The organism is Roseiarcus fermentans, assembly GCF_003315135.1.
Classification (GTDB): Bacteria; Pseudomonadota; Alphaproteobacteria; order Rhizobiales; family Beijerinckiaceae; genus Roseiarcus; species Roseiarcus fermentans.
The window spans coordinates 93164-118671 of the sequence record NZ_QNRK01000011.1 but is presented as its reverse complement, the minus strand read 5'-3'; the positions used below and the strand labels follow the sequence as shown (position 1 = coordinate 118671).

At 69.1% G+C, this 25508-nt stretch carries 27 protein-coding genes and 1 pseudogene; 19 read left to right on the top strand and 9 right to left on the bottom strand.

Going from position 1 to position 25508, the window contains the following annotated elements:
- Positions 1-5: 5 nt before the first annotated feature.
- The 6 genes and pseudogenes from DFR50_RS11770 (at position 6) to DFR50_RS11750 (ending at position 3806) form a co-directional block, all read left to right on the top strand.
- Entirely contained in the window at positions 6-626 is a 621-nt protein-coding gene (locus DFR50_RS11770; protein WP_113889397.1) for an urease subunit gamma, read from the top strand.
- 54 nt (positions 627-680) lie between these two features.
- Positions 681-998 (top strand): AbrB/MazE/SpoVT family DNA-binding domain-containing protein, encoded by a 318-nt coding sequence (locus DFR50_RS11765; RefSeq protein ID WP_170153178.1) that lies wholly within the window; start codon positions 681-683, stop codon positions 996-998.
- Positions 999-1394 (top strand): type II toxin-antitoxin system VapC family toxin, encoded by a 396-nt coding sequence (locus DFR50_RS11760; protein WP_113889395.1) that lies wholly within the window; start codon positions 999-1001, stop codon positions 1392-1394.
- A gap of 47 nt (positions 1395-1441) precedes the next feature.
- Positions 1442-1600 (top strand): annotated as a pseudogene (locus DFR50_RS33575) (urease subunit beta); the annotation flags it as partial.
- A gap of 69 nt (positions 1601-1669) precedes the next feature.
- Positions 1670-3382 (top strand): urease subunit alpha, encoded by a 1713-nt coding sequence (gene ureC, locus DFR50_RS11755; RefSeq protein WP_210208869.1) that lies wholly within the window; start codon positions 1670-1672, stop codon positions 3380-3382.
- Between the two features lie 139 nt (positions 3383-3521).
- Complete coding sequence (locus DFR50_RS11750; RefSeq protein WP_210208868.1) at positions 3522-3806, top strand: DUF4926 domain-containing protein; 285 nt, start codon at positions 3522-3524, stop codon at positions 3804-3806.
- 21 nt (positions 3807-3827) lie between these two features.
- On the opposite strand, the gene DFR50_RS11745 is transcribed toward DFR50_RS11750, so the two are convergent.
- A complete protein-coding gene (locus tag DFR50_RS11745; RefSeq protein ID WP_113889393.1) occupies positions 3828-4247 on the bottom strand; it encodes a hypothetical protein in 420 nt (139 codons plus the stop codon).
- Between the two features lie 181 nt (positions 4248-4428).
- Between DFR50_RS11745 and DFR50_RS11740 the strand changes: the two genes are divergently transcribed.
- From DFR50_RS11740 to DFR50_RS11730, 3 genes are all read left to right on the top strand, one after another.
- Positions 4429-4980 carry a DUF488 domain-containing protein gene (locus DFR50_RS11740; protein WP_245427659.1) on the top strand — a complete coding sequence of 184 codons (552 nt, stop codon included), beginning with the start codon at positions 4429-4431 and terminating at the stop codon, positions 4978-4980.
- Between the two features lie 420 nt (positions 4981-5400).
- Entirely contained in the window at positions 5401-5697 is a 297-nt protein-coding gene (locus DFR50_RS11735; protein WP_113889391.1) for a cupin domain-containing protein, read from the top strand.
- A gap of 43 nt (positions 5698-5740) precedes the next feature.
- Entirely contained in the window at positions 5741-6277 is a 537-nt protein-coding gene (locus DFR50_RS11730; RefSeq protein WP_113889453.1) for a DUF488 domain-containing protein, read from the top strand.
- 110 nt (positions 6278-6387) lie between these two features.
- Here DFR50_RS11730 and DFR50_RS11725 read toward each other — a convergent pair whose 3' ends face one another.
- The 3 genes from DFR50_RS11725 to DFR50_RS31355 all read right to left on the bottom strand — a co-directional run bounded on the left by DFR50_RS11725 (position 6388) and on the right by DFR50_RS31355 (position 8481).
- Positions 6388-6597, bottom strand: a complete 210-nt coding sequence (locus tag DFR50_RS11725; protein ID WP_113889390.1) for a hypothetical protein — start codon at positions 6595-6597, stop codon at positions 6388-6390.
- Between the two features lie 500 nt (positions 6598-7097).
- The gene (locus DFR50_RS11720) at positions 7098-7655 is read right to left on the bottom strand and encodes a DUF1269 domain-containing protein (protein WP_113889389.1); all 558 of its coding nucleotides are present in this window, start codon (positions 7653-7655) and stop codon (positions 7098-7100) included.
- 64 nt (positions 7656-7719) lie between these two features.
- A complete protein-coding gene (locus tag DFR50_RS31355; protein WP_170153177.1) occupies positions 7720-8481 on the bottom strand; it encodes a glycosyltransferase family 25 protein in 762 nt (253 codons plus the stop codon).
- A 129-nt stretch (positions 8482-8610) separates the two neighbouring features.
- On the opposite strand from DFR50_RS31355, the gene DFR50_RS31350 reads away from it, so the two are divergent.
- The 6 genes from DFR50_RS31350 (at position 8611) to DFR50_RS11690 (ending at position 15677) form a co-directional block, all read left to right on the top strand.
- A complete protein-coding gene (locus DFR50_RS31350) occupies positions 8611-9420 on the top strand; it encodes a glycosyltransferase family 2 protein (protein ID WP_170153176.1) in 810 nt (269 codons plus the stop codon).
- Positions 9417-10526 carry a glycosyltransferase family 4 protein gene (locus DFR50_RS11710; protein ID WP_245427656.1) on the top strand — a complete coding sequence of 370 codons (1110 nt, stop codon included), beginning with the start codon at positions 9417-9419 and terminating at the stop codon, positions 10524-10526. Before DFR50_RS31350 ends, DFR50_RS11710 begins: the two co-directional genes overlap by 4 nt.
- Before the next feature lie 536 nt (positions 10527-11062).
- Positions 11063-12607: a sugar ABC transporter ATP-binding protein gene (locus DFR50_RS11705; RefSeq protein WP_113889387.1), complete on the top strand. Its 1545-nt coding sequence runs from the start codon at positions 11063-11065 to the stop codon at positions 12605-12607.
- Positions 12604-13632: an ABC transporter permease gene (locus DFR50_RS11700; protein ID WP_210208867.1), complete on the top strand. Its 1029-nt coding sequence runs from the start codon at positions 12604-12606 to the stop codon at positions 13630-13632. The genes DFR50_RS11705 and DFR50_RS11700 overlap by 4 nt, the downstream gene beginning before the upstream one ends.
- Positions 13629-14624: an ABC transporter permease gene (locus DFR50_RS11695; protein ID WP_210208866.1), complete on the top strand. Its 996-nt coding sequence runs from the start codon at positions 13629-13631 to the stop codon at positions 14622-14624. The genes DFR50_RS11700 and DFR50_RS11695 overlap by 4 nt, the downstream gene beginning before the upstream one ends.
- 42 nt (positions 14625-14666) lie before the next feature.
- A complete protein-coding gene (locus DFR50_RS11690) occupies positions 14667-15677 on the top strand; it encodes an autoinducer 2 ABC transporter substrate-binding protein (RefSeq protein ID WP_113889385.1) in 1011 nt (336 codons plus the stop codon).
- A 57-nt stretch (positions 15678-15734) separates the two neighbouring features.
- On the opposite strand, the gene DFR50_RS11685 is transcribed toward DFR50_RS11690, so the two are convergent.
- Together DFR50_RS11685 and DFR50_RS11680 are read right to left on the bottom strand one after the other, a co-directional pair.
- A complete protein-coding gene (locus tag DFR50_RS11685; protein ID WP_281015958.1) occupies positions 15735-16253 on the bottom strand; it encodes a flavodoxin domain-containing protein in 519 nt (172 codons plus the stop codon).
- A 253-nt stretch (positions 16254-16506) separates the two neighbouring features.
- Positions 16507-17493, bottom strand: coding sequence for a hydrogen peroxide-inducible genes activator (locus DFR50_RS11680; RefSeq protein ID WP_245427654.1), 987 nt, complete (start codon positions 17491-17493; stop codon positions 16507-16509).
- Between the two features lie 141 nt (positions 17494-17634).
- On the opposite strand from DFR50_RS11680, the gene ahpC reads away from it, so the two are divergent.
- The 4 genes from ahpC (at position 17635) to DFR50_RS11660 (ending at position 21330) form a co-directional block, all read left to right on the top strand.
- A complete protein-coding gene (gene ahpC, locus DFR50_RS11675) occupies positions 17635-18198 on the top strand; it encodes an alkyl hydroperoxide reductase subunit C (protein ID WP_113889383.1) in 564 nt (187 codons plus the stop codon).
- A gap of 120 nt (positions 18199-18318) precedes the next feature.
- Entirely contained in the window at positions 18319-19893 is a 1575-nt protein-coding gene (gene ahpF, locus DFR50_RS11670) for an alkyl hydroperoxide reductase subunit F (RefSeq protein WP_113889382.1), read from the top strand.
- A gap of 85 nt (positions 19894-19978) precedes the next feature.
- Complete coding sequence (locus tag DFR50_RS11665; RefSeq protein ID WP_113889381.1) at positions 19979-20572, top strand: short chain dehydrogenase; 594 nt, start codon at positions 19979-19981, stop codon at positions 20570-20572.
- A 50-nt stretch (positions 20573-20622) separates the two neighbouring features.
- The gene (locus DFR50_RS11660; protein WP_170153175.1) at positions 20623-21330 is read left to right on the top strand and encodes a VIT1/CCC1 transporter family protein; all 708 of its coding nucleotides are present in this window, start codon (positions 20623-20625) and stop codon (positions 21328-21330) included.
- A gap of 9 nt (positions 21331-21339) precedes the next feature.
- Here DFR50_RS11660 and DFR50_RS11655 read toward each other — a convergent pair whose 3' ends face one another.
- From DFR50_RS11655 to DFR50_RS11645, 3 genes are all read right to left on the bottom strand, one after another.
- Positions 21340-21894 (bottom strand): Uma2 family endonuclease, encoded by a 555-nt coding sequence (locus DFR50_RS11655; RefSeq protein ID WP_245427652.1) that lies wholly within the window; start codon positions 21892-21894, stop codon positions 21340-21342.
- Positions 21895-21934: 40 nt separating this feature from the next.
- Positions 21935-22465 carry a Uma2 family endonuclease gene (locus tag DFR50_RS11650; RefSeq protein ID WP_113889379.1) on the bottom strand — a complete coding sequence of 177 codons (531 nt, stop codon included), beginning with the start codon at positions 22463-22465 and terminating at the stop codon, positions 21935-21937.
- A 192-nt stretch (positions 22466-22657) separates the two neighbouring features.
- Positions 22658-24967, bottom strand: coding sequence for a transglycosylase domain-containing protein (locus DFR50_RS11645; protein ID WP_113889378.1), 2310 nt, complete (start codon positions 24965-24967; stop codon positions 22658-22660).
- Between the last annotated feature and the right edge of the window lie 541 nt (positions 24968-25508).

Sequence of the window (25508 nt, the reverse complement as noted above, 5' to 3'; positions counted from 1 at the left end):
AAGCCATGAATCTGACGCCGCGCGAAAAGGACAAGCTGTTGATCGCCATGGCCGCCGTCGTGGCGAGGCGACGGCTCGAGCGGGGCGTGAAGCTGAACCACCCGGAGGCGGTGGCGCTGATCACCGATTTCGTCGTCGAGGGCGCGCGCGACGGCCGCTCGGTGGCGGAGCTGATGGAGGCCGGCGCCCACGTGGTGACCGCCGACCAGGTCATGGAGGGCGTCGCCTCGATGATCCACGACGTCCAGGTCGAGGCGACCTTCCCCGACGGCACGAAGCTCGTGACCGTGCATCACCCGATCCGCGGCGGTCACGACGGACAGGTTCCGGGCGAAGTGCTGGCCGAGCCCGGCGAGATCGTCATGAACGAGGGGCGCGAGACGGTCGAGCTCGAGGTGTCCAACGCCGGCGACCGGCCGATCCAGGTCGGCTCGCACTACCATTTCTTCGAGACCAATCCGGCGCTGAAGTTCGATCGCAAGAAAACGAAGGGGTTTCGGCTCGACATTCCGGCTGGAACGGCGGTGCGCTTCGAGCCGGGGCAGAGCCGCGCCGTCCGCCTCGTCGCGCTCGCCGGCAAACGCGAGGTGTTCGGCTTCCGCCAGGAGGTGATGGGGAAGGTGTAGACTTGCAAGGGGAAGCCCATTGCCTTACATTTTCCTAGTAAGGAATGCGGGAGCGTGGCCGTGACGAACGAAGCGGATGCCCTCGAGAAAGACTTCGGCGAGTCGACGTTGACGACGAAGGGGCAAATCACTTTGCCGAGCGCACTGCGCCAAGCCTTCAGCCTCGATGTCGGCGATCGGCTGCACTGGTTCCGGCGAGGCGACGGGGCGCTGGTGGTCGAGCCGCGAAAGCGGCGGAGCATTGTGGACTTTGCACGCGCCAACCCCATTCACTTGGGCGAGAAGGGACGAGACCTGGACGCCCTGATCGACGAAGCCGTCACCGAGGCCATGGCGGATAGGATGCGTCGGGCTCGAATGCGCGAGACCTAGATGATCGGCCTCGACACCAACGTCCTGCTTCGATTGTTCATCGACGATGACCGCGAACAATGTGGACGCGCGAGGTCGTTCGTCGAGCAGGCGGGACGTGGCGGACCGTGTATGGTGAACGTCATCGTGCTTGCTGAATTCGCTTGGGTGCTCGGTAAGTCGCTCGACAAGCCGAAAGTCGAAGTCATCAAGTATCTCGACGGCGTGCTGCAATCGGATGACCTCGAATTCGAACGGCGGACGGCGGTGGTTTCGGCGCTGGAGGCCTACCGAAACGGTCCAGCCGAATTCGCGGATTACTTGCTCGCTCAGATCAACGTCGAACTCGGCTGCGCCTCGACGGCGACATTCGATGCCAAAGCGCTGAAATCAAGTCAGTTTTCCCTCGTCCCGTAGAGACCTGTCCATGACTCGCACAGCCGTCGCCGCCCTCCCCGCGCCGCCTGCGCCGGCATGTTCCTCCCCAGGACAGTCGACCGCCGATCCAGGTCGGCTGTTACGATCCTGTCTTCGAGACCAACCCCACGCTGAAATTCGACCGCCTGACGGCGACGGGCTTTCGGCTCGACATCTCTGAAGGCGCGGCCGCCCGTTTCGAGCCGGGCCAGACCCGCCCGCGTCGTCGCGCTCGCCAATCCTACGAATACCAATCCAACGACTCAGGTGAACCGATGACGACCTCCCTTCCCCGCGCCGCCTACGCCGACATGTTCGGCCCGACCACCGGCGACCGTGTCCGCCTCGCCGACACCGAGCTCATCATCGAGATCGAGAAGGATTTCACCACTTACGGCGAGGAGGTGAAGTTCGGCGGCGGCAAGGTCATTCGCGACGGCATGGGCCAGGCGCAGACCACGCGCGCCCGCGGCGCCGTGGATACGGTGATCACCAACGCGGTGATTCTCGACCATTGGGGGATCGTCAAGGCCGACGTCGGCATCCGCGACGGGTTGATCGCGGCCATCGGCAAGGCGGGAAACCCGGACATCCAGCCGGGCGTGACCATCGTCGTCGGGCCGGGCACCGAGGTGATCGCGGGCGAGGGCAAGATTCTCACCGCCGGCGGCTTCGACACCCACATTCACTTCATCTGCCCGCAGCAGATCGAGGAGGCGCTGATGTCGGGCGTCACCTCGATGCTGGGAGGCGGCACCGGGCCCGCCACCGGCACCTTCGCCACCACCTGCACGCCGGGGCCGTGGCACATCGCCCGGATGATCGAGGCGGCCGACGAATTCCCGATGAACCTCGGCTTCGCCGGCAAGGGCAACGCCTCGAAGCCGGCGGCGCTGGTCGAGCAGATCAAGGCCGGCGCCTGCGCCTTGAAGCTGCACGAGGACTGGGGCACCACCCCGGCCGCGATCGACTGCTGCCTCTCGGTCGCCGACGACCACGACGTGCAGGTGATGATCCACTCCGACACGCTCAACGAATCCGGGTTCGTCGAGGACACCATCAAGGCGTTCAAGGGCCGCACCATCCACGCCTTCCACACCGAGGGCGCGGGCGGCGGCCACGCGCCCGACATCATGAAGGTCGCCGGCCTCGACAACGTGCTGCCGTCGTCGACCAACCCGACCCGGCCCTACACCAGGAACACGCTCGACGAGCACCTCGACATGCTGATGGTCTGCCATCACCTCGATTCCAGCATCCCCGAGGACCTCGCCTTCGCCGAGAGCCGCATCCGCAAGGAGACGATCGCCGCCGAGGACATTCTGCACGACCTCGGCGCGCTCTCGATGATGTCGAGCGACAGCCAGGCGATGGGCCGCGTCGGCGAGGTGGTCACCCGCACCTGGCAGACGGCCGACAAGATGAAGCGCCAGCGCGGGGCCCTCGCCGGCGATTCCGACCGCAACGACAACACGCGGGCGAAGCGCTACGTGGCGAAATACACGATCAACCCCGCCATCGCCCACGGCGTGTCGAAGCACATCGGCTCGATCGAGAAGGGCAAGCTCGCCGACCTCGTGCTGTGGAGCCCCGCCTTCTTCGGGGTGAAGCCCGACTGCGTGATCAAGGGCGGCATGATCGCCGCCGCGCCGATGGGCGATCCCAACGCCTCGATCCCGACCCCGCAGCCGGTCCACTACCGGCCGATGTTCGGGGCCTACGGCCGGGCGAAAACCTCGACCTCGCTCACCTTCGTCTCCGACGCCGCGCTCGAGGGCGGGATCGGGCGCAAGCTCAAGGTGCAGAAGACGCTGGTGGCGGTGCGCAACACCCGCGGGTCCTTGCGCAAGGCGAGCATGATCCACAATGGCGCGACGCCCAACATCGAGATCGACCCGGAGACCTATGCGGTGCGGGCCGACGGCGAGTTGTTGGTGTGCGAGCCGGCGGACAGCCTGCCGATGGCGCAGAGGTACTTTTTGTTTTGAAATTTGGCGGGACGGTTGGTCGACCGCACCCCGTCGTCATGGCCGGGCTCGTCCCGGCCATCCACGCGGCTCCGCGCCGCGGACGGTCGGGACCAATTGCGAGCACGGGCTCGAACACCAGCCTGCGGGCGAGGCGTAGATGGCGGAAGACCAGCGCGCCATGACGGAGAACTTCAGGGGATCGATGATTCCCATTCAAGCGCAACACCGTGAAGACGAGGCGACTGCCCTCAGCGCCCTCGCCCTGCTGCGCGACCTTCCTGAACACGGCCTCGTTCGCGGCCAGGTCGGGACGATCCTCGAGGCGCTCGACGAGGCGACGGCCCTCGTCGAGTTCAGCGACGATGAAGGCCGCGCCTACGCTGTCGTTCCTTGTCGGGACGATGCGCTGCTCGTGCTGCGGACCGTTCCGCGCGCGGCGTGACCGGCGGCCCGAATCCCCCGCTCAGCCTTCCACCACAAGCCCCTCCTTCTCGCACCACTCCCGGAGCGCCTTTTCCTTCGCCTCGCCCTCGAAGGCGTACCAGTCGTCCAGCGCCCGGACGCGGAGGAGAAGGTCCCTGAAACGGCGGTAGGCGCCTTTTCGATGAAACATGTCGTCGATCTCGTCGTAGTGCCTGTCCAGGCGCTCGGCCGCGAAGCGCATGACCAGCGGCCTGCCGAGGTCGAGGTCGCGCGCAGTCGGCACGGAGACGTATTTGGCGTCGTCCTCGACGTCGTCGGGCTGGGGAAAGAGCGAGGGGTCCATCTCGCTACTCCAGTGAATCTCGCCCGTCTCGCGATTGACCCGGGCGGAGTTCTCGTACTCCCGACCCGCGCTTACGAACTCGAAGGCGTCGAGGAGGTCGCTGAAGACGATCGGCAAGGATGCTTTCTCCCGGGAGGTTCCTCCCCGCCCCGACGTACAATATCACGCCCCCGCGGCTGCTGTCGCCAGCCGGGGAAACTGGCGGCGCGCGATGCCCTCTCGGCGCGCCGGGACGAGCGTCGGGAGGCTCGCTGCGAGCCCCCTTGCCCGATCGAGCCCGCGGGTCGATCCTGGGCCCGTGGCGCAGAACCCGTTCTTCACCATCGGCCATTCCACGCGCTCGACCGAAGCGTTTGTCGCGCTGTTGCAGCAAGCGGACGTCGGGCTGGTCGTCGACGTGAGAACCGTGCCGCGGTCGCGCGCCAACCCGCAGTTCAACCGCGACGTCCTTCCCGCGGCCCTCGCCCCGTTCCAGATCCGCTATCAGCACCTGGCCTCGCTCGGCGGCCTGCGCAAACTTCAGCGCGACGTTTCGCCCGAGACCAACGCCTTCTGGGAGAACGCCAGCTTTCACAATTTCGCCGACTACGCCATGGGCGCAGACTTCCGCTCCGGGTTCGAAGCCTTGCGCGCAATGGGCCATGCGGCGCGGGCGGCGGTGATGTGCGCCGAGGCGGTGTGGTGGCGGCGCCATCGCCGCATCATTTCGGACTATCTCATGGCCACGGGGGAGGAGGTGTTTCACATCCTCGGCGAAGGCCACATCGAGCCGGCGCGGATGACGCCCGCGGCCGAGCTTCGGCGCGACGGAACGCTGATCTATCCCGCCGCGCCGCCGGTCTCGCCGTAGTGAAGCCGGCGGACCAACAGCGAGACTCGAGCCCCATCGTAGCGGCGCCGAGAGCGTCGTCGCTCAGGCCTACGACGGCGTCGCGGGCGGCTCGATCGAGATCCTGGCCGACGAACAGACGCGCGGCCTCAAGACCCGGATGAGCGCGAAGGCCGAGGAATTCTACCCCTGGGTCCACGAGCAGCTCAAATTCTTCGTGGCCTGATCCGGCGGAGGACGAAGGCGCCCGGCGCCATGGTCGCTTGCCCGTCCGAGGCGCTGCCGGCGCTCGGGACGATTGCGCGCGGCTGAGAGACGGGCAGCCTTTCGGAGACCGCGGACGGCGCCGCTGGCGGCCGAGCGCGCCCTTGTGTAGGCCGGTGGGGCGGCCGGGCGATCCCGCCCGCCCGATCGAGTCCCGTGAACGGAGCCCGAAACCCCATGTCGTCGAGACCGAAAGCCACGCCTCATGTCCACATCTCCGAGCCGCATGTGCGCGTCACCGAGTGGAGATTCGCGCCCGGCGGCGAAACGGGATGGCATCGCCACGAGGCGGACTACGTCGTCGTTCCGCTCGCCGATGGCGAACTCCTGCTGGAGGAGCCCGGAGGCGGCTCGCGAACCGCCCAGCTCAGGCGGCATGCGCCCTACGCGCGTCGCGCCGGCGTCGAACACAATGTCGTCAACGCCAACCCCTATGACTTCGCCTTCATCGAGATCGAGCACTTGAAGCCGTGAGCCGACGCGGCGGGTGCGCAGGGAGCGGACGGAATTGTTCGAGATGTCGAACCCGTTCTTCACCATCGGCCATTCCACCCGCTCGATCGAAGCGTTCGTCGCGCTGTTGCAGCAAGCAGACGTCAGGCTCGTCGTCGACGTGAGAACCGTGCCGGGCTCGCGCGCCAACCCGCAGTTCAATCGCGACGTCCTTCCCGCCTCGCTCGCCCGATTCCAGATCGGCTATCAGCACATGGCGTCGCTCGGGGGCTTGCGCGCCCTTCAGCGCGACGTATCGCCCGAGACCAACGCCTTCTGGGAAAACGCCAGCTTCCACAATTACGCCGATTACGCGATGGGCGAAGGCTTTCGCTCTGGCCTCGAAAAGCTGCGCGAGATGGGGCATGGGGCGCGTTCGGCGGTCATGTGCGCCGAAGCGGTCTGGTGGCGATGCCATCGCCGCATCATCGCCGACACCCTGATTGCGGCCGGGGAGGAGGTCTTTCATATCCTCGGCGACGGCCGCATCGAACTGGCGCGCCTGACCCCCGCAGCCCAGCCTCAACCCAATGGAATGCTGACCTATCCCGCTCGCTCCTGATCATCGGGACGCGGCGTAACCTCGCCCGAGACACCCAGGCGAGATTTTTGGACGCGCTCCAGTTCATCGGCGCCGGCGCGAGGACTCGCGCCGGCGACGGTTCGTTCTTCTCACCCGGAAGCGGGATTGTCCTGCAACAGCGAGTGGCGACGATGAGCGTGGGCGGATTCCTCGGTCATCCATTCCTGCCGGTGGATCTTGACCCAGAACGTCGCGAACGCGGCCGGCCGCCCGGCGAGCGGCCGCCTCGTCACATGCGCGTTCGCCGCCCGCATCCGCGGCGGCGCCCGTATGGCGGGTTTGTCGACGTGTCCATGCATCGGTGGCCTCCCTCGTTTGGAGCCCTCCGATCGCCCTCTTCGCGTCCGCCACCCCATACGGCGACGCTCCACCCGATCGCGGCGATCCCTAGCGCGACGGGCGTCAATTTGCATTGATTCAGGTCATTGACCGCAAGAATTTGGCTACGGACGTTAACTTCTGCAGGACGAGGCCCGGGTGAAGCGCCCGCGGCTCGACGTCCGCTTCGGCGCCGGGCGCCGTCCCTCGGTGGAAAAAGCTCAGTTCCGACGGTCCGCGGCGGCGCATGGACGGCCCGCGTCTGCGCAGGAATTCTAAAACCGAAATCCGAAACGGGGTTCCAGAAACGGAAGGACGCCCTCGCGGATTGACGGCGGCAGCCCGGACGCCCGGCGTTCGAACGGCGGCGCGGGAGTCCGGTCCGAAAAGAGCAGGGGCCGCGAGGGCCCCTGCGAATCACAATCGTGAGGGCGCCGATCGGGCAATCGCCGATCGTTCCCCAAAAGCCCGTCGCGCCGGATTACGCCTTCGGCGTTTCGGCCGGCGCCGTTTCGGCCGGCGCCGGCTCGGCGACGACGGGCGGGGCGGGGACGTGCGCGGCGAGCGCCGCCTTCAGCGCCTCTTCCTTCGCGTTGTCGAACGAGGTCCGGATCACCGTGCCGCCGACGCCCTTGAGATCGTCGAGCACCTTGTCGGTCGTCATCTTGCGGATCAAGAGGAAGAGACCGGCCGTGCCGGGCTTCAGCGCCGCGTTCGCCTGGGCCCGCATGTCGTCGTCGTTGATGCCGGGGTCGGCCATCGAGCCGCCGAGCGCGCCGCCGGCGGCGCCGACCGCGGCGCCGGCGAGCGGCATCATGAACAGCCAGCCGACCAGCATGCCCCAGAACGCGCCCGACACCGCGCCGCCCGCCGCCGGATGCAGGATCTGGTTCAGCTTCACCCGGCCGTTGGCGTCGCGGACCGCGATGACCGCGTCCTCGACCTCGATGAGATAGTCCTTCTGGAGGCCGAGCACCTTTTCGCGCACCTCCTCGGCCTTGTGTTCGCTGTCGAAGGCGATGAAAACCAGATCGCTCATGTCGGACTTCTCCTTGGGTCGGGTTGCAAATTTGTTTCGCCGGCGCTTCCTTGGCGGCGGCGCATTACGGTTTCGTGTCGGCGCCGGCGGCCAGCGCCCGGCGATAGCGCGCCAGCACCTGCGCCCGGTAGACCGGCCGCATCGCCTCGTGGCGCAGGCGATCGATCAGGCCGAGCCGCTTGCGCTGCACGGTCGTGCCGCCGGTCTCGCGCGAGACGTCGCGGATCGGGGTCGGGGCGGCGGCGAGCAGGGTGACGCCGGTCACCCAGTTCATCTGCAGAAAGGTGTCGACCGGCCGGTCGAACGGCGCGGTGAGCGCCAGCAGGCGCTCGGCCGCCTCGCGCGCCACCGCCTGTCCGATCGCGCGCAGCGGGGGAGACGAGGGCCGGAGGAGGGCGACGTCGCCCCGTCGGGCGAGCGTCACCCCCGCGGGCTCGAGCCCCGCCGCGGGCAAGAGGACGTAGCGCCAGCGCCCGCGCTCGGCCGCAAGCGCCGCCAGAAGCGCCGTGAAACGCTGCGGGTCGAGCGACGCGTCGTCCTCGAACACGAAGGCGAAGTCGAGGCCGTCGTCGACGATGCGGCGCCACGCGGCGCGATGGCTCAGGAAAGCGCCGATCTCCGAGCGGGTGAGGGCGAACGGATAGCGCGGCGCGTAGCGGGCGCCGGCATAGGCCGCGCCCACGGCTTCGGCCGAGAGCGCCAGGCCGTCGACGGCGGGAAGAATTTCGCTCTCGATCGGCAGGGCGCGCGCCAACGCCTCGACGCTCGCGCGTCGCCCGGCGGCGCGCTCGAGGTGGATGACAAAAGCCTTCGGCGCGCTCGACACTGGCCGATCCTGACGAGAGCTGATAGGACCCGGAGAATCGGGCGAGCGGCCTTCTACCGCGACGGCCCTCCCGGAGTCATCATGGGCCCGCCGTCGTTTTCGCGTCGGCGCCGCCCCGTCGGCGAGAGCATGACGGAAACGTTCGCAAACCCCTCCGCCCTGCCGATTTCCGCGACCGTCATCTGCCGGAACGAGGAGGCCTGCATCGGCCAGTGCCTCGCCAGCCTCGCCGGCCTCGCCGAGATCGTGGTCGTCGATTCGGGCTCGACCGATCGCACGCTCGCCATCGTCGACGAATTCGCCCGCAACGGCGCGCCGATCCGGCTGATCCGCCGGGACTGGCCCGGCTACGCCCGCCAGAAACAGTTCGCCCTCGACGAGGCGCGCCAGCCGTGGGTGCTCAGCATCGACGCGGACGAGTGGCTGGACGCCGACCTGCGCGCCGATCTGCCCCGCCTCGTGGCGGCCGAGGCCTCCCTCCTCGGCTGGCGGCTGCGCCGCACGCTGACGCTCTACGGCAGCCCGAAGCCGGTGAGCCTGTGGACGCGGCCCGAGCACATCGTGCGGCTCGTCCGGCGGGGCTGCGCCCGCTTCGACGAGTCGCTCATCGTCCACGAGGGCCTGATCGTCGACGGCCGGACCGAGATCGCCGAGCGCGGCCTCATGCGCCACGAGCGCGGCCTGCCGCTCGACGAGCAGATGCGCAAGGAGATCGACTACGCCAGACTCAAGGCCGAGCAGCGGCTCGAGCGCGGGCGAAAGCCCTCCCGGGCAAAGCTGTTCTTCAACCCGCCGCTCTATTTCTTGCGCATCTTCTTCTGGAACCGGTTTTTTCTGTGCGGCTGGGCGGGCTTCATCCACGCCCTGACCGGGGCTGCCTATTCCTTCATGACCGAGTCGATGCATCGCCAGTTCTACTACGCGCGGAAGCGCCCGTGACCGAGGCCGGGCGCATCGACCTCGACGCGGTCGAGGCGGTCATTCCCAATCTCAAGCGGCGCTATTCCGGCGTCACCGCGACCAACCGCACGATCGCGCCGCTGATCGCCGGGCGCTGCGAGGCCGTCTGGTTCGGCCCGGATCGGCCGGACGGGATCGCCGGCTTGAGCCTCCTCGACCTCGTGCGGCTGCGCTTCCGGCCGCCGAAGGGGCGCCGCGCGCGGATCTGGCACGCCCGGCGCAACACGGAAATGCTGCTCGGGCTGGTTCTGAAAGGCCTCGGCTTCCGGCTGAAGCTCGTCTTCACCTCGGCCGGGCAGCGGCGCAAGACCGCCTACACCAATTTTCTGATCGCCCGGATGGACGCCGTCATCGCCACCAGCGCCGTGTCCGCCTCGTTCGTCGAGCGCCCCGCGACCGTGATCCACCACGGCGTCGACCTCGACCTGTACAAGCCGCCCGCCGACCGCGCCGCCGAATACGCCGCGACCGGCCTGCCCGGACGCTACGGAATCGCGACCTTCGGCCGGGTGCGCAAGCAAAAGGGCAGCGATCTGTTCGTCGAGGCGATGTGCCGCCTGCTGCCGAAATACCCCGACTTCGCCGCCGTGATCGTCGGCCATGTCTCAGCCGACAACGCGCAATTCGTCGACAGGCTGAAGGGTCGCGCCGCCGCGGCCGGCCTCTCGGAGCGCATCCGCTTCCTCGGCGAACGGCCGATCGAGGAGGTTCCGCTGTGGTATCGGCGGGTTTCGATCACCGTGTTCGCCTCGCGGGTCGAGGGCTTCGGGCTCACCTTGCTCGAAGCGATGGCGGCGGAGAACGCGGTGATCGCCACCCGCGCCGGCGCCGCCGAGCTCGTCATCGACGACGGCGACACCGGCTTTCTGGCGCCGGTCGACGACGTCGACGCGCTCGCGGCGGCGATCGAGCCGATGATGCGGGCGCCCGAGCGCATTCCGACCATCGGCGCGCGGGCGCGCGTCCGAATCGCGCGCGACTTCAGCCGCGAGCGCGAGGCGGACGAAATCGTGGCGGTGTACCGGAGGGTCTGGGAGGGGGCGGGCGCGGGCGGCGCGAACCAGGCGTCGGCCGCCTCGTCGTGAGATCGCGCCCAGGCAGGCCCGGCGCGCGCGAGCCCGCGCGCCGCGGCGCCCGACTTCGCCGCCTGGCGGCGGCGCTCGCCTTTTGCAGTGGACCCCCGAACCACGTCGGCTTATAAGAGCCTCGGTTGGGTGGCTGGCATGTTAGCTATCGGAAATCGAAGTCGGACCCGCCTCTTCAAGGCGAGCCGGGTGGGGGAAGCGATGGGCCGGCGCTCCGGCGCCGCCGCGCCAAAAGAGCTGCTGGTGGACGGTGTCCCCGCCGCGGTGGCGCGGCGCTTTGCCGCGGTTTCCGTTTGCAGCGGTAACTCCCAAGGCGGGAGCTCGCTTCAACGTCGTCATCGCGAGGAGCGAAGCGACGTGGCGATCCAGGAGTCCGGGACGCCGTCGCCTGACGCCAGTGGAGTCCGGCGCTCCGGCGGCCGGAAGCGCAGACGGCTCCCGGATCGCCGCGTCGCCCTTCGGGCCCCTCGCGCTGACGACGCCGGGGCGCCGTCCTTGGCAGTGACTTCGAGTGAGACGGCTCCGGGAGCCCGACCATGCCCGACACGGGTCAATTAGACCGGCCCGAAATCGGGCCTCTCCCGGTGTTGCGGCTCGAAGGGATATGCAAGGCGTTCGGGCCGGTGCGTGCGCTCGAGGACGTCTCCTTCGACGTTCTGCCCGGCCGGGTGCACGGCCTCGTCGGCGAGAACGGGGCCGGCAAGTCGACGCTGGTGCAGATCATCACCGGCCTCGCGCAGCCGGATTCGGGGCGCGTGTGGCTCGCCGGCCAGCCGGTCCGGTTCCGAACGCCGATCGAGGCGCGAGCCCAGGGCGTGGCCGCCGTCTATCAGGACCCGAAACTGTTTCCCCACATGTCGGTGGCCGAGAACATCGCGCTCGGCGCCTATCCGACGCTGCCGATCGGCGTGATCAACCGCAAGACGATGGTCGCCACGGCGAGCGCGTTGCTTCGCCGCCTCGGGTCCGACATCGACCCGCGCGCTCTGGTGGCGGGGCTGTCTTATGCCGAACACCAGTTCGTCGAAATCGCCCGCGCGCTCTCGGCGGACGTGCGCGTCCTGATCCTCGACGAACCGACCTCGGCGCTCACGCCGGCGGAAGCCGAGCGGCTGTTCCGGGTGGTGCGCGCGCTGCGCGATCGCGGGACCGCGGTCATCCTCATTTCTCACCGGCTCGAGGAGATCACCGCCGTCTGCGACGACGTCACGGTGTTGCGGGATCGCCGCCACGTGGCGACCAGGCCGGCGGCGGAGGTGGACCGCGCCAGCCTCGTGCAGATGATGGTCGGCCGGCCGCTCGAGACGCTGTTCACACGGCGCGCGGCGCCGGCGCTCGGCGCGGAGACGTTGCGCGTCGAGGCCCTGTCGCTCGCAAGGGTTTTCGCGGACGTCTCGTTTTCGGTGCGCGCCGGCGAAATCGTCGGCATGGGCGGGCTGGTCGGCGCCGGACGATCCGAGATCGCGCAGACCCTTTTCGGCGTGACGCCGCCGACTTCGGGTCAGGTGTTTCTGCGCGGCCGCGAGGTCCATCCGCGCAGCCCCGGGCAGATGCTGGCGCTGGGCCTCGCCTATCTGCCGGAGGACCGCGACCGCGACGGGCTGATCATGCCCGAAACCATCACCCACAACATCACGCTGCCGATCGTTCGGACGCTGGCGCGCTGGAGTTTCGTCGATTCCGCCCGCGAGCGACGGTTGGCCGAAGACGCCGCCGCGACCTATCGGGTCCTGACGCCGTCGGTGGAGCAGATCGTATCGTCCCTCTCCGGCGGAAACCGGCAGAAAGTGGCGTTCGCCAAGTGGCTGGCCACCAAGCCGGCGGCGCTGATCCTCGACGAACCCACGCACGGCATCGACATCGGCAGCAAGGCGCAGGTGCACGAAATGATCGCCCAGCTCGCCGGCGAGGGGTTGGCGGTGGTGCTGATCTCCTCGGATCTGCCGGAACTGATCGCGATGAGCGACCGCATCCTGGTGATCGCCGAAGGCGCCCTGGTCGGTGCGTTCAGCCACGCCGAAGCGACGCAGGAGAAGGTGATGATGGCCGCGGCGCAGCAGGGCGCGAGGGCGCGGCGGTGAGCGCGCCGGACGACGCCGCGGTCGGGAACCGGAAGGGCTCGCGTCGAGCCATCGCGTTCGTCCTGCGGCTGCGCGAAGCCGGCGTGCTGGTGTTCCTGGCGGCGCTGGGAACGCTGTTCGCCGTGTTGACGAACACCTTCCTGACGACCCAGAACCTCACCACCGTCGCCTCCTCGGCGGCGATCCTCGCGATCGCCGCCTGTGCGCAGGCGGTCGTTCTGCTGACACGCAATCTCGACGTTTCGGTCGGCGCGATGATGGGCTTCGCGGCCTACCTGACCGCCGATTTCGCCGCCCGCCATCCCGCCATCGCGCCGTGGCAGCTCGTGCTGATCCCGCTCGCGATCGGCGCCGCGCTCGGCGCGATCAACGGCCTCCTGGTGGCTTACGGCAAAGTCCCGGCGCTGATCGCGACGCTCGGCACGATGTCGCTCTATCGGGGTCTGACCTACGTCTACGCGCACGGGCAGGAAGTCACGTCGAGCCGCTTGCCGCCCTGGATGCTGACCAGCGTCGATGCGCGGATTGCCGGCGTGCCGCTGCTGGCGGCGGCGGCGACCGCGATCGTCGTCATCGTCTGGGCGTTCCTGCAATACTTTCCCTGGGGACGGCGCATCTACGCAGTCGGCTCCAATCCGCTCGCCGCCTTCTATTTCGGACTTCGCGCCGAGCGGGTCGTGCTCATGGCCTACACGCTGTGCGGCGTCTTGTGCGGCGCGGCGGGGCTGCTTTATGCGGCGCGGGTCGGCACGGTCACGGTGGTGCTGGCCTCGGGCTGGGAGATGAGTTCGCTGGCCGCGGCGGTGATCGGCGGCGTCAGCGTGTCGGGCGGCGCCGGCTCGGTGATCGGCGCCGCGCTCGGCGCGGTGGTGCTCGCCACCATCGACAACGGCCTGGTGCTGCTCGCCGTGCCGGAGTTCTGGCGCATGTTCATTCAGGGCGTGGCGATCGTCGCGGCGGTGGCGGCCGACGCCGCGATCGCGTCGGGCATCCGCGCTTCGCTTCGCACGCGGGGGGCGAAGTGAAGGACGACAGGACCAAAAGGCCGGTTCGCCCGCAGTGGCCCGCCTGGGAGATGACGCTCGCCGCGTTGATCGTGGCCGCAGGCGTCTGGTCCACGACGCTGTCGCCGTACTACCTGAGCCTCGACCAGATCTTCGGCTCGACGCGATTCTTCATCATCCCCGGGTTGCTGGCGCTCGGGCTGGCGATGGTGGTGTCGCTCGGCGAGATCGACATCTCGCTCGCCTCCACCGTCGCGGTCGGCACGGTCACGCTGTCGAAACTGTCCATGTTCGGCGTTCCCATCGGCTTCGCCGCCGCCGCCGTCGTCGCGATCGGGGCGCTGCTGGGAACGCTGAATGGGGTTCTGGCGGCGCGGTTCGGTCTGCCCTCGCTCGCCGTCACGCTCGGCGCCATGGGCGCCTACCGCGGCCTCGCCTTCATCGTCGGCAGCGAAGTCGGCTACACGGATTTCAACGATTCGTATCGCTGGCTCGGCGCGACGCGTTTGTTCGACGACATCGTTCCCGTGTCCCTGCTGGCTTTCGCGGCGGTGGCGGTCGCCGTCTGGCTGCTGATGCATCGCACGGTGTTCGGGCGGTACTGCTTCTCGATCGGGCTCAACCGGGACGCGTCGTGGTTCGCCGGCGTGAACGTGGTGAAGATCAAGATCTGCGCCTATGCGCTGGCGAGCGCGCTCGCCGGGCTGGCGGCCGTGGTGTGGGTGGGGCAGTACGGCTCGGCGCGCGGCGACAACGCGGACGGCTCCATTCTGTTCGTCGTCACCGCGGTGGTGCTCGGCGGGATGGATATCAACGGCGGACGCGGCACGATCGGCGGCGTCGTGCTCGCGCTCATGCTGCTGGGCACCCTCCGCAACGGCATGGGCCTCGCCAACATCGGCGGCCCGACACAGACAGTCGTGCTCGGCGTCCTGCTCGTCGGCGGCGTGCTCCGCCCGGCGGTTGCGGCGGCGCTGGCGCGTCTGCGGCGTCCCGACAACGCGGACGTCTGAAGCGGAACCACAGGAACGCAACGATAAAGAAGGAGGAAGACGATGGTGAACCGTAGAGAATTGGGAAAGCTCGGGGCGGGTCTCGTCCTGGCCGGCCTGGCGCCGCGCCTCGCGACCGCCAAGGACTCGGGCTTCAAGATCATGATGACGCCGAAATGGACCGGCTTTCCGTATTTCGAGCTCACCGGCGACGGCGCCAAGGCCGCGGCCAAGGAGCTCGGCGACACGCTGATCTACGCCGGCGCCGATCATGCGGACGTGTCGCTGCAGGTCGAGACGCTGCAGAACTTCGTCAACCAGAAGCCGGACGCCATCATCCTTGCGGCGATCGACCTCAACGCCGTCGCGCCGGTGCTGGAGGAGGCGCGCAAGAAGGGCATCGTGGTCACGACCTACGACGCCGACGCCGCCGTGCCGGCGCGCGACATGTTCGTCAACCAGCTCTCCTACGAACAGGCCGCCAAGGTCATGCTGGATGCGGCGTTGATCGACGTCCCCGAGGGCGGCGAGATCGCTTTCGTAGCCGCGTCCCCAACGTCGCCCAACCACATGGCGCACATCAAGATCATGACGGAGCTGACCAAGACCGATCCGAAGTATCAGGTGTTCAAGGTCGTCGACACGCAGTTCGCCGGCGACGACGACGCCAAGAGCTACGACGTGGCGGTGAACCTGATGCAGGCGCATCCGAACCTGAAGGTGATCATCTCCTCGTCGGCGGTCAGCGCGCCCGCGGCGGCGCGCGCGATCGAGGCGAGCGGGCATGTCGGCAAGGTCTACGCCACCGGCTTCGCGCTGCCGAGCGCGATCAAGCGCTACCTCGAAAACGGCTCGCAGAAGGCGTTCGCGTTCTGGGATCCGTTCGAGCTCGGCTACGTCGCCGCCTATGAAACCCACATGAAACTCGCCGGCAAGTTCGACCCGTCGAAGGTCGGCGCGACGATCGAGGTGCCGAAGGCCAACGCCACCTTCACCGCCGGCAAGGACGGCGAGGTGGTCTACGGCAAGCCGTTGATCTTCACCAAGGACACCGTCGGCAAGTACGACTTCTGACGACGGGCGGCGTCCTGGCGTCTTGCGCCGGGACGCCGCGACCGCCGACCCGGCGCGCTACGCCAGCGCGGCGACGGCGGCGGCGAAATCGTCGACCTGCCCCCAGTCGGTGTATTCGATGTCGGAGCGGCCGTCGGCGACGCCGCCGGTCATCGCCATGATCAGGCGGATCATCTGCTTGTCGACGAAGCGATAGTGCGGATAGTTCAGCCGGCCGGCGATGGCGACGGCGAGGGCGGGGCGCAACGGATAGCGCGCCAGCGTCTTGCGCAGATAGGGGTTGGTCTCGGGCGTGCGCCGCGCCGGGTCGCGCGCCACCAGATTGACGACCGCGAGCGCCAGCGGCCGCACCGTATCCTCGGCGGCGTAGGCGGCGAGGAAGTCGCGCGCCTCAGGCAGCACGTTCCCGTAGCGCACCGCGAGGATGGCGACGCAGGCCGAACTCTGGGCGCCGATCGCCGGCGGGCTGCGTCTTTCGAGGCGGTGAAAGGCGGTGGTCGCGCCGGCGTCGCCGAGGCGCGCGGCGATCCGCCCGGCGATCCGCTCGGACTGGCCGTCGCGCGTGGCGTAAACAATCGCAATATCCTTCGTCGCCGCCTCCCCTCACATCGTCTGGACCGCGGAAAGGACGAAGCGGGGCGCGACGAAGCGCTCGAACGGCTCCCGCGCCGCCAGCGCCGCCTTCCTGTCCAGACATCGCAACGTCACGAGGGGCGCAGACTCCCAGGCCGCGGGCGAAATTATGGTGCGGCGCACAGGGTGTCAAAAGCGCATGGGGCGGCAAAAGCGCGCGGGCGGCGCGGCGATTGCGTCGCAGTCGAGCAAGACCTCAGCCGGCCGGCTCGAACACCGGAATCCGGCGCAGCGCCGCGCGCTCGCGCCCCGCCTCGAGCGCCTCGCGCAGGATCGTCGCCAGCTGACGAAACGTCTCCTTGCGGCCCGACGCCCTGCGCCAGACGAGGGCGATCCGGCGTCCGGGCTCCTCGCCCGCGAGCGGCGCGACATGCAGATCGAGGCCGGCGGCGAGGCCCGAGGCGATCGCCATCTCGGGAACCAGGGTGACGCCGAGCCCGTTCGCCGCCATCTGCACCAGCGTATGCAGGCTGGTGCCCTGGAACGCCGCGGTGTTGCGGCGCGCGCCCTCGAGGTGACAGGCGGCGAGCGCGTGTTCGCGCAGACAATGGCCGTCCTCGAGCAACAGCAGGTCCTCCGTCGCCATGTCGCACGGGCGAACCACGGGCAGGGACGCCAGCCGGTGCCCGGGCGGGCAGACCACGTAGAACGGATCGACGGCGATGTCCTCGCTCTCGACGTCGGCGAGGGGCACGGGCAGCGCGAGCACCGCCGCGTCGAGCTGGCCCGCCTCGAGCCGGTCGACCAGTCGCGCCGTCTGCTCCTCGCGCAGGTAGAGCTTCAGATCGGGCGCGATTTCCCTGAGTCTGGGCAGCACGCGCGGCAGAAGGAACGGCCCGATCGTCGGGATGACGCCGAGTCGCAGCGGACCGGACAAGGGATCGTGCGCGGCGATCGCGATGTCGACGAGGTCCTCGGCCTGGCGCAGGATGGTTCGCGCTCGCTCGGCGATCTCGACCCCGATCCCGGTCGGCGCGACCGAGCGGCGGGTGCGGTCGAACAGGATCACGCCGAGGCCTTCCTCCAGCTCCTGGATCGCCGCGCTGAGCGTCGACTGGCTGACGAGGCAGGCCTCCGCCGCCTGGCCGAAATGCCGGCGGTCGGCGAGGGCGACGAGAAAACGGAGCTGGCGAAGCGTCGGAAGGAATTTCATCGGCCCCATGTGATCGAACAAATCGATCAATGCAATCGCTATTTCCAACTTCTAGCGATTGGGCTAACAGGGTATACGCAGGGCGTCCCCGGGGTCCGCGCTGGGCGGTTCGCCGGGGCATAAGACACCAAAAAAATCTCAAACAAGAACCGCAACAGCGAGGGCTGAATCATGTCGCTCATTGGTACCGAAATCAAACCGTTCAAGGCGACCGCGTTCAAGGCGGGCAAGTTCATCGACGTCTCCGAGGCGTCGGTGAAGGGCAAGTGGTCCGTGTTCTTCTTCTATCCGGCCGACTTCACCTTCGTCTGCCCGACCGAGCTCGAGGATCTCGCCGACAACCAGGCCGAGTTCGACAAGCTCGGCGTCGAGGTCTACGGCGTCTCGACCGACACCCATTTCAGCCACAAGGCCTGGCACGACACCTCGAAGGCGATCGGCAAGATCAAGTACGCGCTGATCGGCGACCCGACGGCCAAGCTGTCGCGCAACTTCGACGTCTACATCGAGGAGGCCGGCCTCGCCGACCGCGGCACCTTCGTCGTCGATCCCGACGGCAAGATCCAGATCCTGGAGATCACCGCCGGCGGCGTCGGCCGCAACGCGGCGGAGCTGATCCGCAAGATCAAGGCGGCGCAGTATGTCGCGGCGCATCCGGGCGAGGTTTGCCCGGCGAAGTGGGAAGAAGGCCGCAAGACGCTGGCCCCCTCGCTCGACCTCGTCGGCGCGATCTGAACTTTCACGACCCGGGAGGGCGCCGTCCGCGGCGCCCTCCGACAACACTCCGTCCATCGCGGTGAGCCGGGAACCAACGCCGGCCCGCGCATTCGCCATAGGCACATTCGGGGGCGTTCCATGCTCGACGATTCCATCAAGACACAGCTCAAAGGCTATTTCGAGCGCATTCAACGTCCGATCGAGCTCGTCGCATCGCTCGACGGCGGCGAGGCTTCGCGGGAGACGCTGGAACTCCTGGAAGAGATCGCATCGCTCTCGGACCGCATCGCGCTCATCCGCGACGGCGACGACGCGCGAAAGCCGTCCTTCGCGATCCGCCCGGCGGGCGGGGACGCGGTCGTCACCTTCGCCGGCCTGCCGATGGGCCACGAATTCAACTCGCTGGTGCTCGCTTTGCTGCAGGCCGGCGGCCATCCGCCGAAAATCGCGCCCGAGACGGTCGAGCAGATCAAGGCGATCGCGGGCGATTACCGCTTCGAGACCTATTTCTCGCAATCCTGCCAGAACTGCCCCGAGGTGGTACAGGCGCTGAACGCCATCAGCGTGCTCAACCCGCATGTCCGCCACGTGGCGATCGACGGCGCGGCCTTCCCGGCCGAGACGGCGGAGCGCGAGATCATGGCCGTTCCGTCCGTCTTCCTGAACGGAAAACCGTTCGGGCAGGGTCGCATGAGCCTCGACGAGATCGTGGCGAAGCTCGACGCCGGCGCGTCAGCCCGCGACGCCGAACGGCTGAACGCCCGGGCGCCTTACGATATGCTGATCGTCGGCGGCGGCCCGGCGGGGGCGGCGGCGGCGATCTACGCCGCGCGCAAGGGCATCCGCACTGGCCTCGTCGCCGACCGCTTCGGCGGCCAGACCAACGATACGCTCGGCATCGAGAACCTGATCTCGGTCGCCCACACCGAGGGGCCGGCGCTCGCCAAGGAGCTCGAAAGCCTGGTGCGCGCCCACGAGGTCGAGGTGATGACCGGCCAGATGGCGGCCCAGCTCATTCCGGCTGCGCCCGGCGGCCTGGCCGAAGTCCGGCTCGCGAGCGGCGCGACGCTGAAGGCGCGCACGGTCGTGCTGTCGCCCGGGGCGCGCTGGCGGTCGATGAACGTGCCGGGCGAGGCCGAATACCGCAACAAGGGCGTCGCCTATTGTCCGCATTGCGACGGGCCGTTGTTCAAGGGCAAGCGCGTCGCGGTGATCGGCGGCGGCAACTCGGGCGTCGAGGCGGCGATCGACCTCGCCGGCATCACCGCGCACGTGACGCTGATCGAGTTCGACCCGAAGCTGCGCGCCGACGAGGTGCTGCAGGCGAAACTCCGTTCGCTGCCGAACGTCTCGATCATCGCCTCGGCGCAGACGACCGAGGTGTTCGGCGACGGCGCCAGGGTGGTCGGCCTCGCCTACAAGGATCGCACGACCGGGGCGGTTCACCGCCTCGAGCTCGAGGGGATCTTCGTCCAGATCGGCCTCGTGCCCAACTCGGAATGGCTGAAGGGCGCGGTCAAGCTCACCGGGCGCGGCGAGATCGAGGTCGACGCGCGCCAGGAGACCTCCGCCTACGGGGTGTTCGCCGCCGGCGACGCGACGACCACGCCGTTCAAGCAGATCGTCATCGCGATGGGCGACGGCGCCAAGGCCGCGCTCTCGGCGTTCGACTGCCTGATGCGCGCCCCGGCGCCGATGGTCGAGGCGGCGTGATACAAGAAGGCAGTCGGCAGTCGGCAGTCGGGTTTTCCGTTGAGTCGACTGCCGAAGCCCGACTGCCATTCGAGGGAGCGAGACGATGGGCAAGATTCTGGTGATCGGCGCCAAGGGACTGATCGGCTCGGCGGTGGTCGAGGCGTTGGGAGCGGATACCTGCATCCGCGCCTCGCGCAGTTCGGACGAGACGGTCGACATCTCCGATCCGAAGTCGCTGCAGGCGCTGTTCGGCCGCGTCGGCGAGCTGGACGGGATCGTCTGCACCGGCGGCGCCGCCCGGTTCAAGCCGTGGGACCAGCAGAGCGACGACGATTGGGCCTTCTGCCTCGCCAACAAGCTGATGGGTCAGGTCAACGTCGTCCGCTACGGCGCGAAATCGGTGCGTCCGGGCGGGGCGATCACGCTCACCACCGGGGTGCTGGCGCAGCATCCGATGCCGGGCGGGGCGATGATCACGACCGTCAACGACGCGGTCGAGGCCTTCGTCCGCGCGGTCGCCGTCGAGCAACTGCAGGTCCGGGTCAACGCCGTCTCGCCCGGATGGGTGTCCGAGACGCTGCAGGCGATGGGCCGCGACCCCTCGGCCGGGATCCCCGCGGCGGAGGTGGCGGCCGTGATGGTCCGCCAGTTGCGCGAAGGGCCCGCCGGAACCATCGCGCTCGCCGCCAAGGGCTGACGCCGGCCGCGGCTCCGCCGCGAAACAGACATTTCGTCAGCGGGGGCGCCATGGGCGACGTCGGGTTGCTGTCCCGCCTGAAGCGATCGTTTCTGGCGTCCGCCGGCGACGTCGTCTTCGGCATGGAGGACGGCACGGTCTCGATCTTCGGCTTGGTGTTCGGGGTCGCGGCGACCACCACCGACAGCAAGACCGTGCTGATCGCCGGCGCCTCGGGCGCGGTCGCGGCGGCTGTTTCGATGATGGCGGGGACCTATCTCGACGTCGAGACCGCGCGCGACGCCGCGCGCCGGGCGGCCGCCGCGCTCAAGGCGGAGATGAGGACGGACGCGCGCGCCGTGCTCGACCGGGTCGAGGCGCGGCTCGGGCGGCTGGGGCTCGCGCCGACGACGACCGCGGCGATCGCCGAGCTTCTGCGCGCCGATCCGACGAGCCTCGAAGGCGTGGCGACGGCGCTCGAAGCGCCCGAGCCCGGCGACGGACAGGGGCCGGCAGCCCAGGCGCTCTGGATGCTGGTCGCCGACTTCTTCGCCGCCGCCATCCCGATCGTGCCGTTCGTCCTGTGGCCGGTCCCGCAGGCGCGCGCCGTCTCGGCGTCGGTGACCCTTGTGCTGCTCGTCGCGCTCGGCGTCGGGCGGGCGCTGGTCGGCGGCCGCGGCGTCGTGCGCACGGTGATCGAGACGGTCTCGATCGGCGTCGCGGCGGCGCTCGCAGGGGTCGCGATCGGCGTGGCGATCTCGCGCGCTTTCGGCGCGTGAACGACCAGCTCACGGCGGGACGAAAAAGTCCTCGACCGCGAGGGCGAGGCCCGGCGGCTCGAGCGGCAGCGGCCCGGCCGTCAGGATACGGGTCTCGATCACGTCGCCGCGACCACGCCGGTGGTGGATGAGGGTCCGGCGTTCGGGGTCGACGATCAGATAATGCGCGACGCTCGGCAGCGAGAAGTAGTTTTCGAGTTTCGCTCCGAAAGTCGGGTCCGCCGCGCCTTCGGACAGGACTTCGACGACGATCAGCGGATTCGGGATTTCGATCGCGTCAGGCGGAACACGGGGGTCGCAGGTGACGAGCGCGTCCGGCTCGAACGCCGTGCGCGCCGACACCCGGACGGTGGCGCCGTCGGGGAAAACCGTGCAGGGCAGACCGGCCCGTCCGACCGCTCGATAAAGTGCGTCCCAGGCCTGCGCCTTCGTCAGAAGATGCGCCGCCCGTTCCGGCGCCATCGCGATCGGGCGGCTGTCGAGAAGCTGCCAACGCCCGTCCAGCCCCTCGGCCCAGGCGAGAAACGCCTCGACGGTCATCGGCGTTTCGGCGGCGATCGACATGGCCGCGAAGCCTACCACGCCGGGCCGCGTCGGTCAGCCCTCACACCGGCGCGAACAGCTCCTCGACGAAAAACGCCAGGCCCGGCGGGTCGAGGCGGAGCGGGCCGTCCGTCAGCGCCTCCCGCTCGATCCGGCCGCCCGCGCCGCGCCAGCGGTGCTCGACCGTGCGCTGCTCCGGGTCCAGGATCAGATAATGCGCCACGCTCGGCAGCGAGAAGTAGCCGGCGAGCTTCGGTCCCCGATCGCGCGCCTCCGTGCCCTCCGACAGAACCTCGACCACGACCGTCGGCGCCGGGACTTCGACCGTGTCGCGCTCCGCCCGCTCGCCGCTGTAGATCACCGCGTCGGGCTCGAACGCGGTGCTTTCGGAAATGCGGACGATCGACCCGTCCTTGGTGACGTGGCACGCCGCGCCGACGCGGCGGATGGCGCCCTTGAGGGCGGCGGCCGTCCGGCGCTTGGTTTCCGTATGGGCGGGGCGCTCGGGCCTCTTTTCCACGAGTTCGCCCTCGAACAGCTCCCAGCGCCCTTCGCGGCCCTCGATCCAGGCGAGGAATTCGTTGACGGTCATGGGCGCGTTCGCCGCATCGGCATGGATCGTTCTCTCCGCAAGCCTTCACCGGGAGCGCTCCCGACCGGGCCCGGCGCCGCTCGCCATGGAGCCAAGTCCGTCGGCGGCGTTCAGGTAACCACGGTCCCGGAAGAGCGTTCCCCCATGAATTGCTTATCATTGTCGCGAACACCGGAAAACCGGCTCTTTGCGCTATAGCGTCCCGAAAATGCGGTTGAGGAAGTCGTTGGTCTTCCGTCCAGGTTGGGCGTCGGGAATGGGCGCGGGCGGGACCGGCGCATCGCCGGGCGCGGGAAGGGATGGCGCGCGGCCGGCTGGCCGCGGCGCCGGCGCGGGCTCGGACGGCGCAACCGCGACCGGCGCGGCCGCGACCGGCCGGGCGCCGCCCCGGCCGCCGGCCTGCGGGATCATCCCGGGCGGCAGAGGCTGCGGCTGGGGTTGGCCGCCGCCCGCGAACGGGGCCAGCAGCGGCGCGAACGGGTTGGACGGCTGCGCCTGCCACGTGCCCAGCGGCAGGGGGACGGGGGAGACGTTCTGGTGCGCGGCCTTCATGAACCGGCTCCAGATTTCGACCGGCAGATTGCCGCCGGAGACTTTCTTCGTCGGGCTGTCGTCGTCGTTGCCGAGCCAGACCGCGGTGACGATGTAGCTCGTGTAGCCGATGAACCAGGCGTCGCGGAAATCCTGGCTCGTGCCGGTCTTGCCCGCCGCCTGCCAGCCCGGCAACTCCGCCTTGCGCGCCGTGCCGGTGAGCAGCGTCTCCTGCATCATGCTGTTCATCATCGGCACGTATTGCGGCTCGATGACCCGGCCGAAGCTGGCGTTGCGCCGCACATAGAGCAGCTTGCCGCCGGTCGTGCGGACCTTCGTGATCACGTGCGGCTGCACGCCGATGCCGCCGTTGGCGAAGGCGGCGTAGGCCGAGGCCATTTCCAGCGGCGTCACCGCCGAGGTGCCGAGCGCGATCGAGGCGTTCGGCTCGAGGTCCGAGGTGACGCCCAGGCGGTGCGCCGTCGCGCATACCGTCTTCGGCCCCACCTCGAGGCCGAGCCGCACCGCGACCGTGTTCAGGGACAGCGACAGGCCCTTGGTCAACGTGACCGGGCCGAAATATTCGCGGCTGTAGTTTTCCGGGTTCCAGCCCTTGACCGAGATCGGCGCATCCTCGCGCACGGTGTCGGGGGTGAGGCCCTTTTCCAGCGCGGCCAGATAGACGAACGGCTTGAACGACGAGCCCGGCTGGCGCTTGGCGGCGACCGCGCGGTTGAACTGGCTCTCGGCGTAGCTCCTGCCGCCGACCAGCGCCTTGACGCCGCCGGTCGGGTCGAGCGCCACCAGCGCGCCCTGTCCGACGCCGAATTTTTGCCCCTTGGCGGACAGTTCGTCGGCGACCGCGCGTTCGGCCTCGGTCTGCATCCTGGCGTCGATCGTGGTGGTGACCACGATGTCGTCGTCGATCGCGCCGACGGTGTCGTCGAGCGCGTCGAGGACGTAGTCGGCGGCGTAGTTGATCGCGCCGGCGGTCTTGTCGCGCCACGCCTGCGCCGGACTGGCGAGCGCCATCTTGGCCTGCGCCGGGGTGATCAGGCCCTGTTCGGCCATGGCGGCGATGACCTGTCCGGCGCGCTCCGCGGCGCCGGTCGGGTTGCGGTTCGGCGCCAGTTTCGACGGCGATTTCATCAGCCCGGCGAGCAGGGCGGCCTCCGACAGGCTGTCGAAGCGCGCGCTCTTGCCGAAATATTTCTGCGAGGCCGCTTCGACCCCGTAGGCGCCGGCGCCGAAATAGACCCGGTTCAGATAGAGTTCGAGGATCTGGTCCTTGGAATAGCGGCGCTCGAGCCAGATGGCGAGAATCGCCTCCTGGACTTTTCGCGACAGCGTCCGCTCCTGGGTCAGGAACAGGTTCTTGGCCAGTTGCTGCGTCAGCGTCGAGCCGCCTTCGACCGCGCCGCGACCGGCGATGTCGCGCACGAGGGCGCGCGCCATGCCGAGCGGATCGACGCCGAAGTGGGAATAGAAGCGCCGGTCCTCGATGGCGATGAAGGCCTTCGGCAGATAGGGCGGCAGGTCCATCAGCCGCACGGCTGGGCCGCCGGAATCGCCGCGATTGACGAGCAGCGTCCCGTCGTCGGCGAGAATGGCGATGTTGGGCGGCCGCTTGGGCACCGCGAGCTGGTCGATCGGCGGCAGACGGCTGGCGTAATAGCCGACCACGCCGACGAGCGCGATCGCGCCCCAGACGGAGGCGACCACGCTCCAGTAGACGAGACGGCGAAACAGCGAGCCGATCAGCGGCCGGCGTCGCGCTTGCCGGCCTCGCGCGGGTTCGGCGACGAATTTGGCGGCGGATTTGGCGGCGAATTTGGTGTCGGACCTGCGTCGGCCGCCCGGGGGGCGGTCGGCGGGATCGGCGCGCAGGTCGTCGTCGCCGCGCTCGTCCGGCCAGTCGAGGCGCGGCTCGATCCGCGCCCGGCTTCTCTTTCCGCCGCCTCGGCCGAACATGGGACATCCCGCTCGTCGGGCGCCTGGGCCCCGGCTCTCGGGTATCCTCGCGCCTGACGCTGACGGAGAGGCTAAACCGGGCGATTTAAGGGCGGGTAAAGGAGCAGGGGACGGGCTGGGATTCGGGGGCGAATCGTCTCAGTCCTCCTCCTGCGGAGCGATGCCGAAGCGTCGCGTCTCGAAGGGTCTGCCCCGGTTGTCGAGGGGACGCTTTCGGGCCGGCGGAACACGCCTATCCGACGTCAACAAACCGACGATGTCGAAGCGGCCCACGACGACAAGGACGAGGGCCATGCGAAATCAGGACTTCCGCCGCGATCGCGGGTTACAGGACGCGGACGACGTCGAGGACGCCGACCATCGAGGCGCGCGGCGGGTTCATCGGCTCGGCGCCCGAGGCGGGACGAAGCCGGCTGCGCCGGGCGCTTCGCCCTCGCCCGGGAAGCGCGGGCGAGGGCGCGCGTCGATGCGCCTATTTCGCCTTCGCCGCGGCGACAGCGGCAGGACCCGGGGCGGCGGCAGGGGCCGGGGGGGAGGCGGC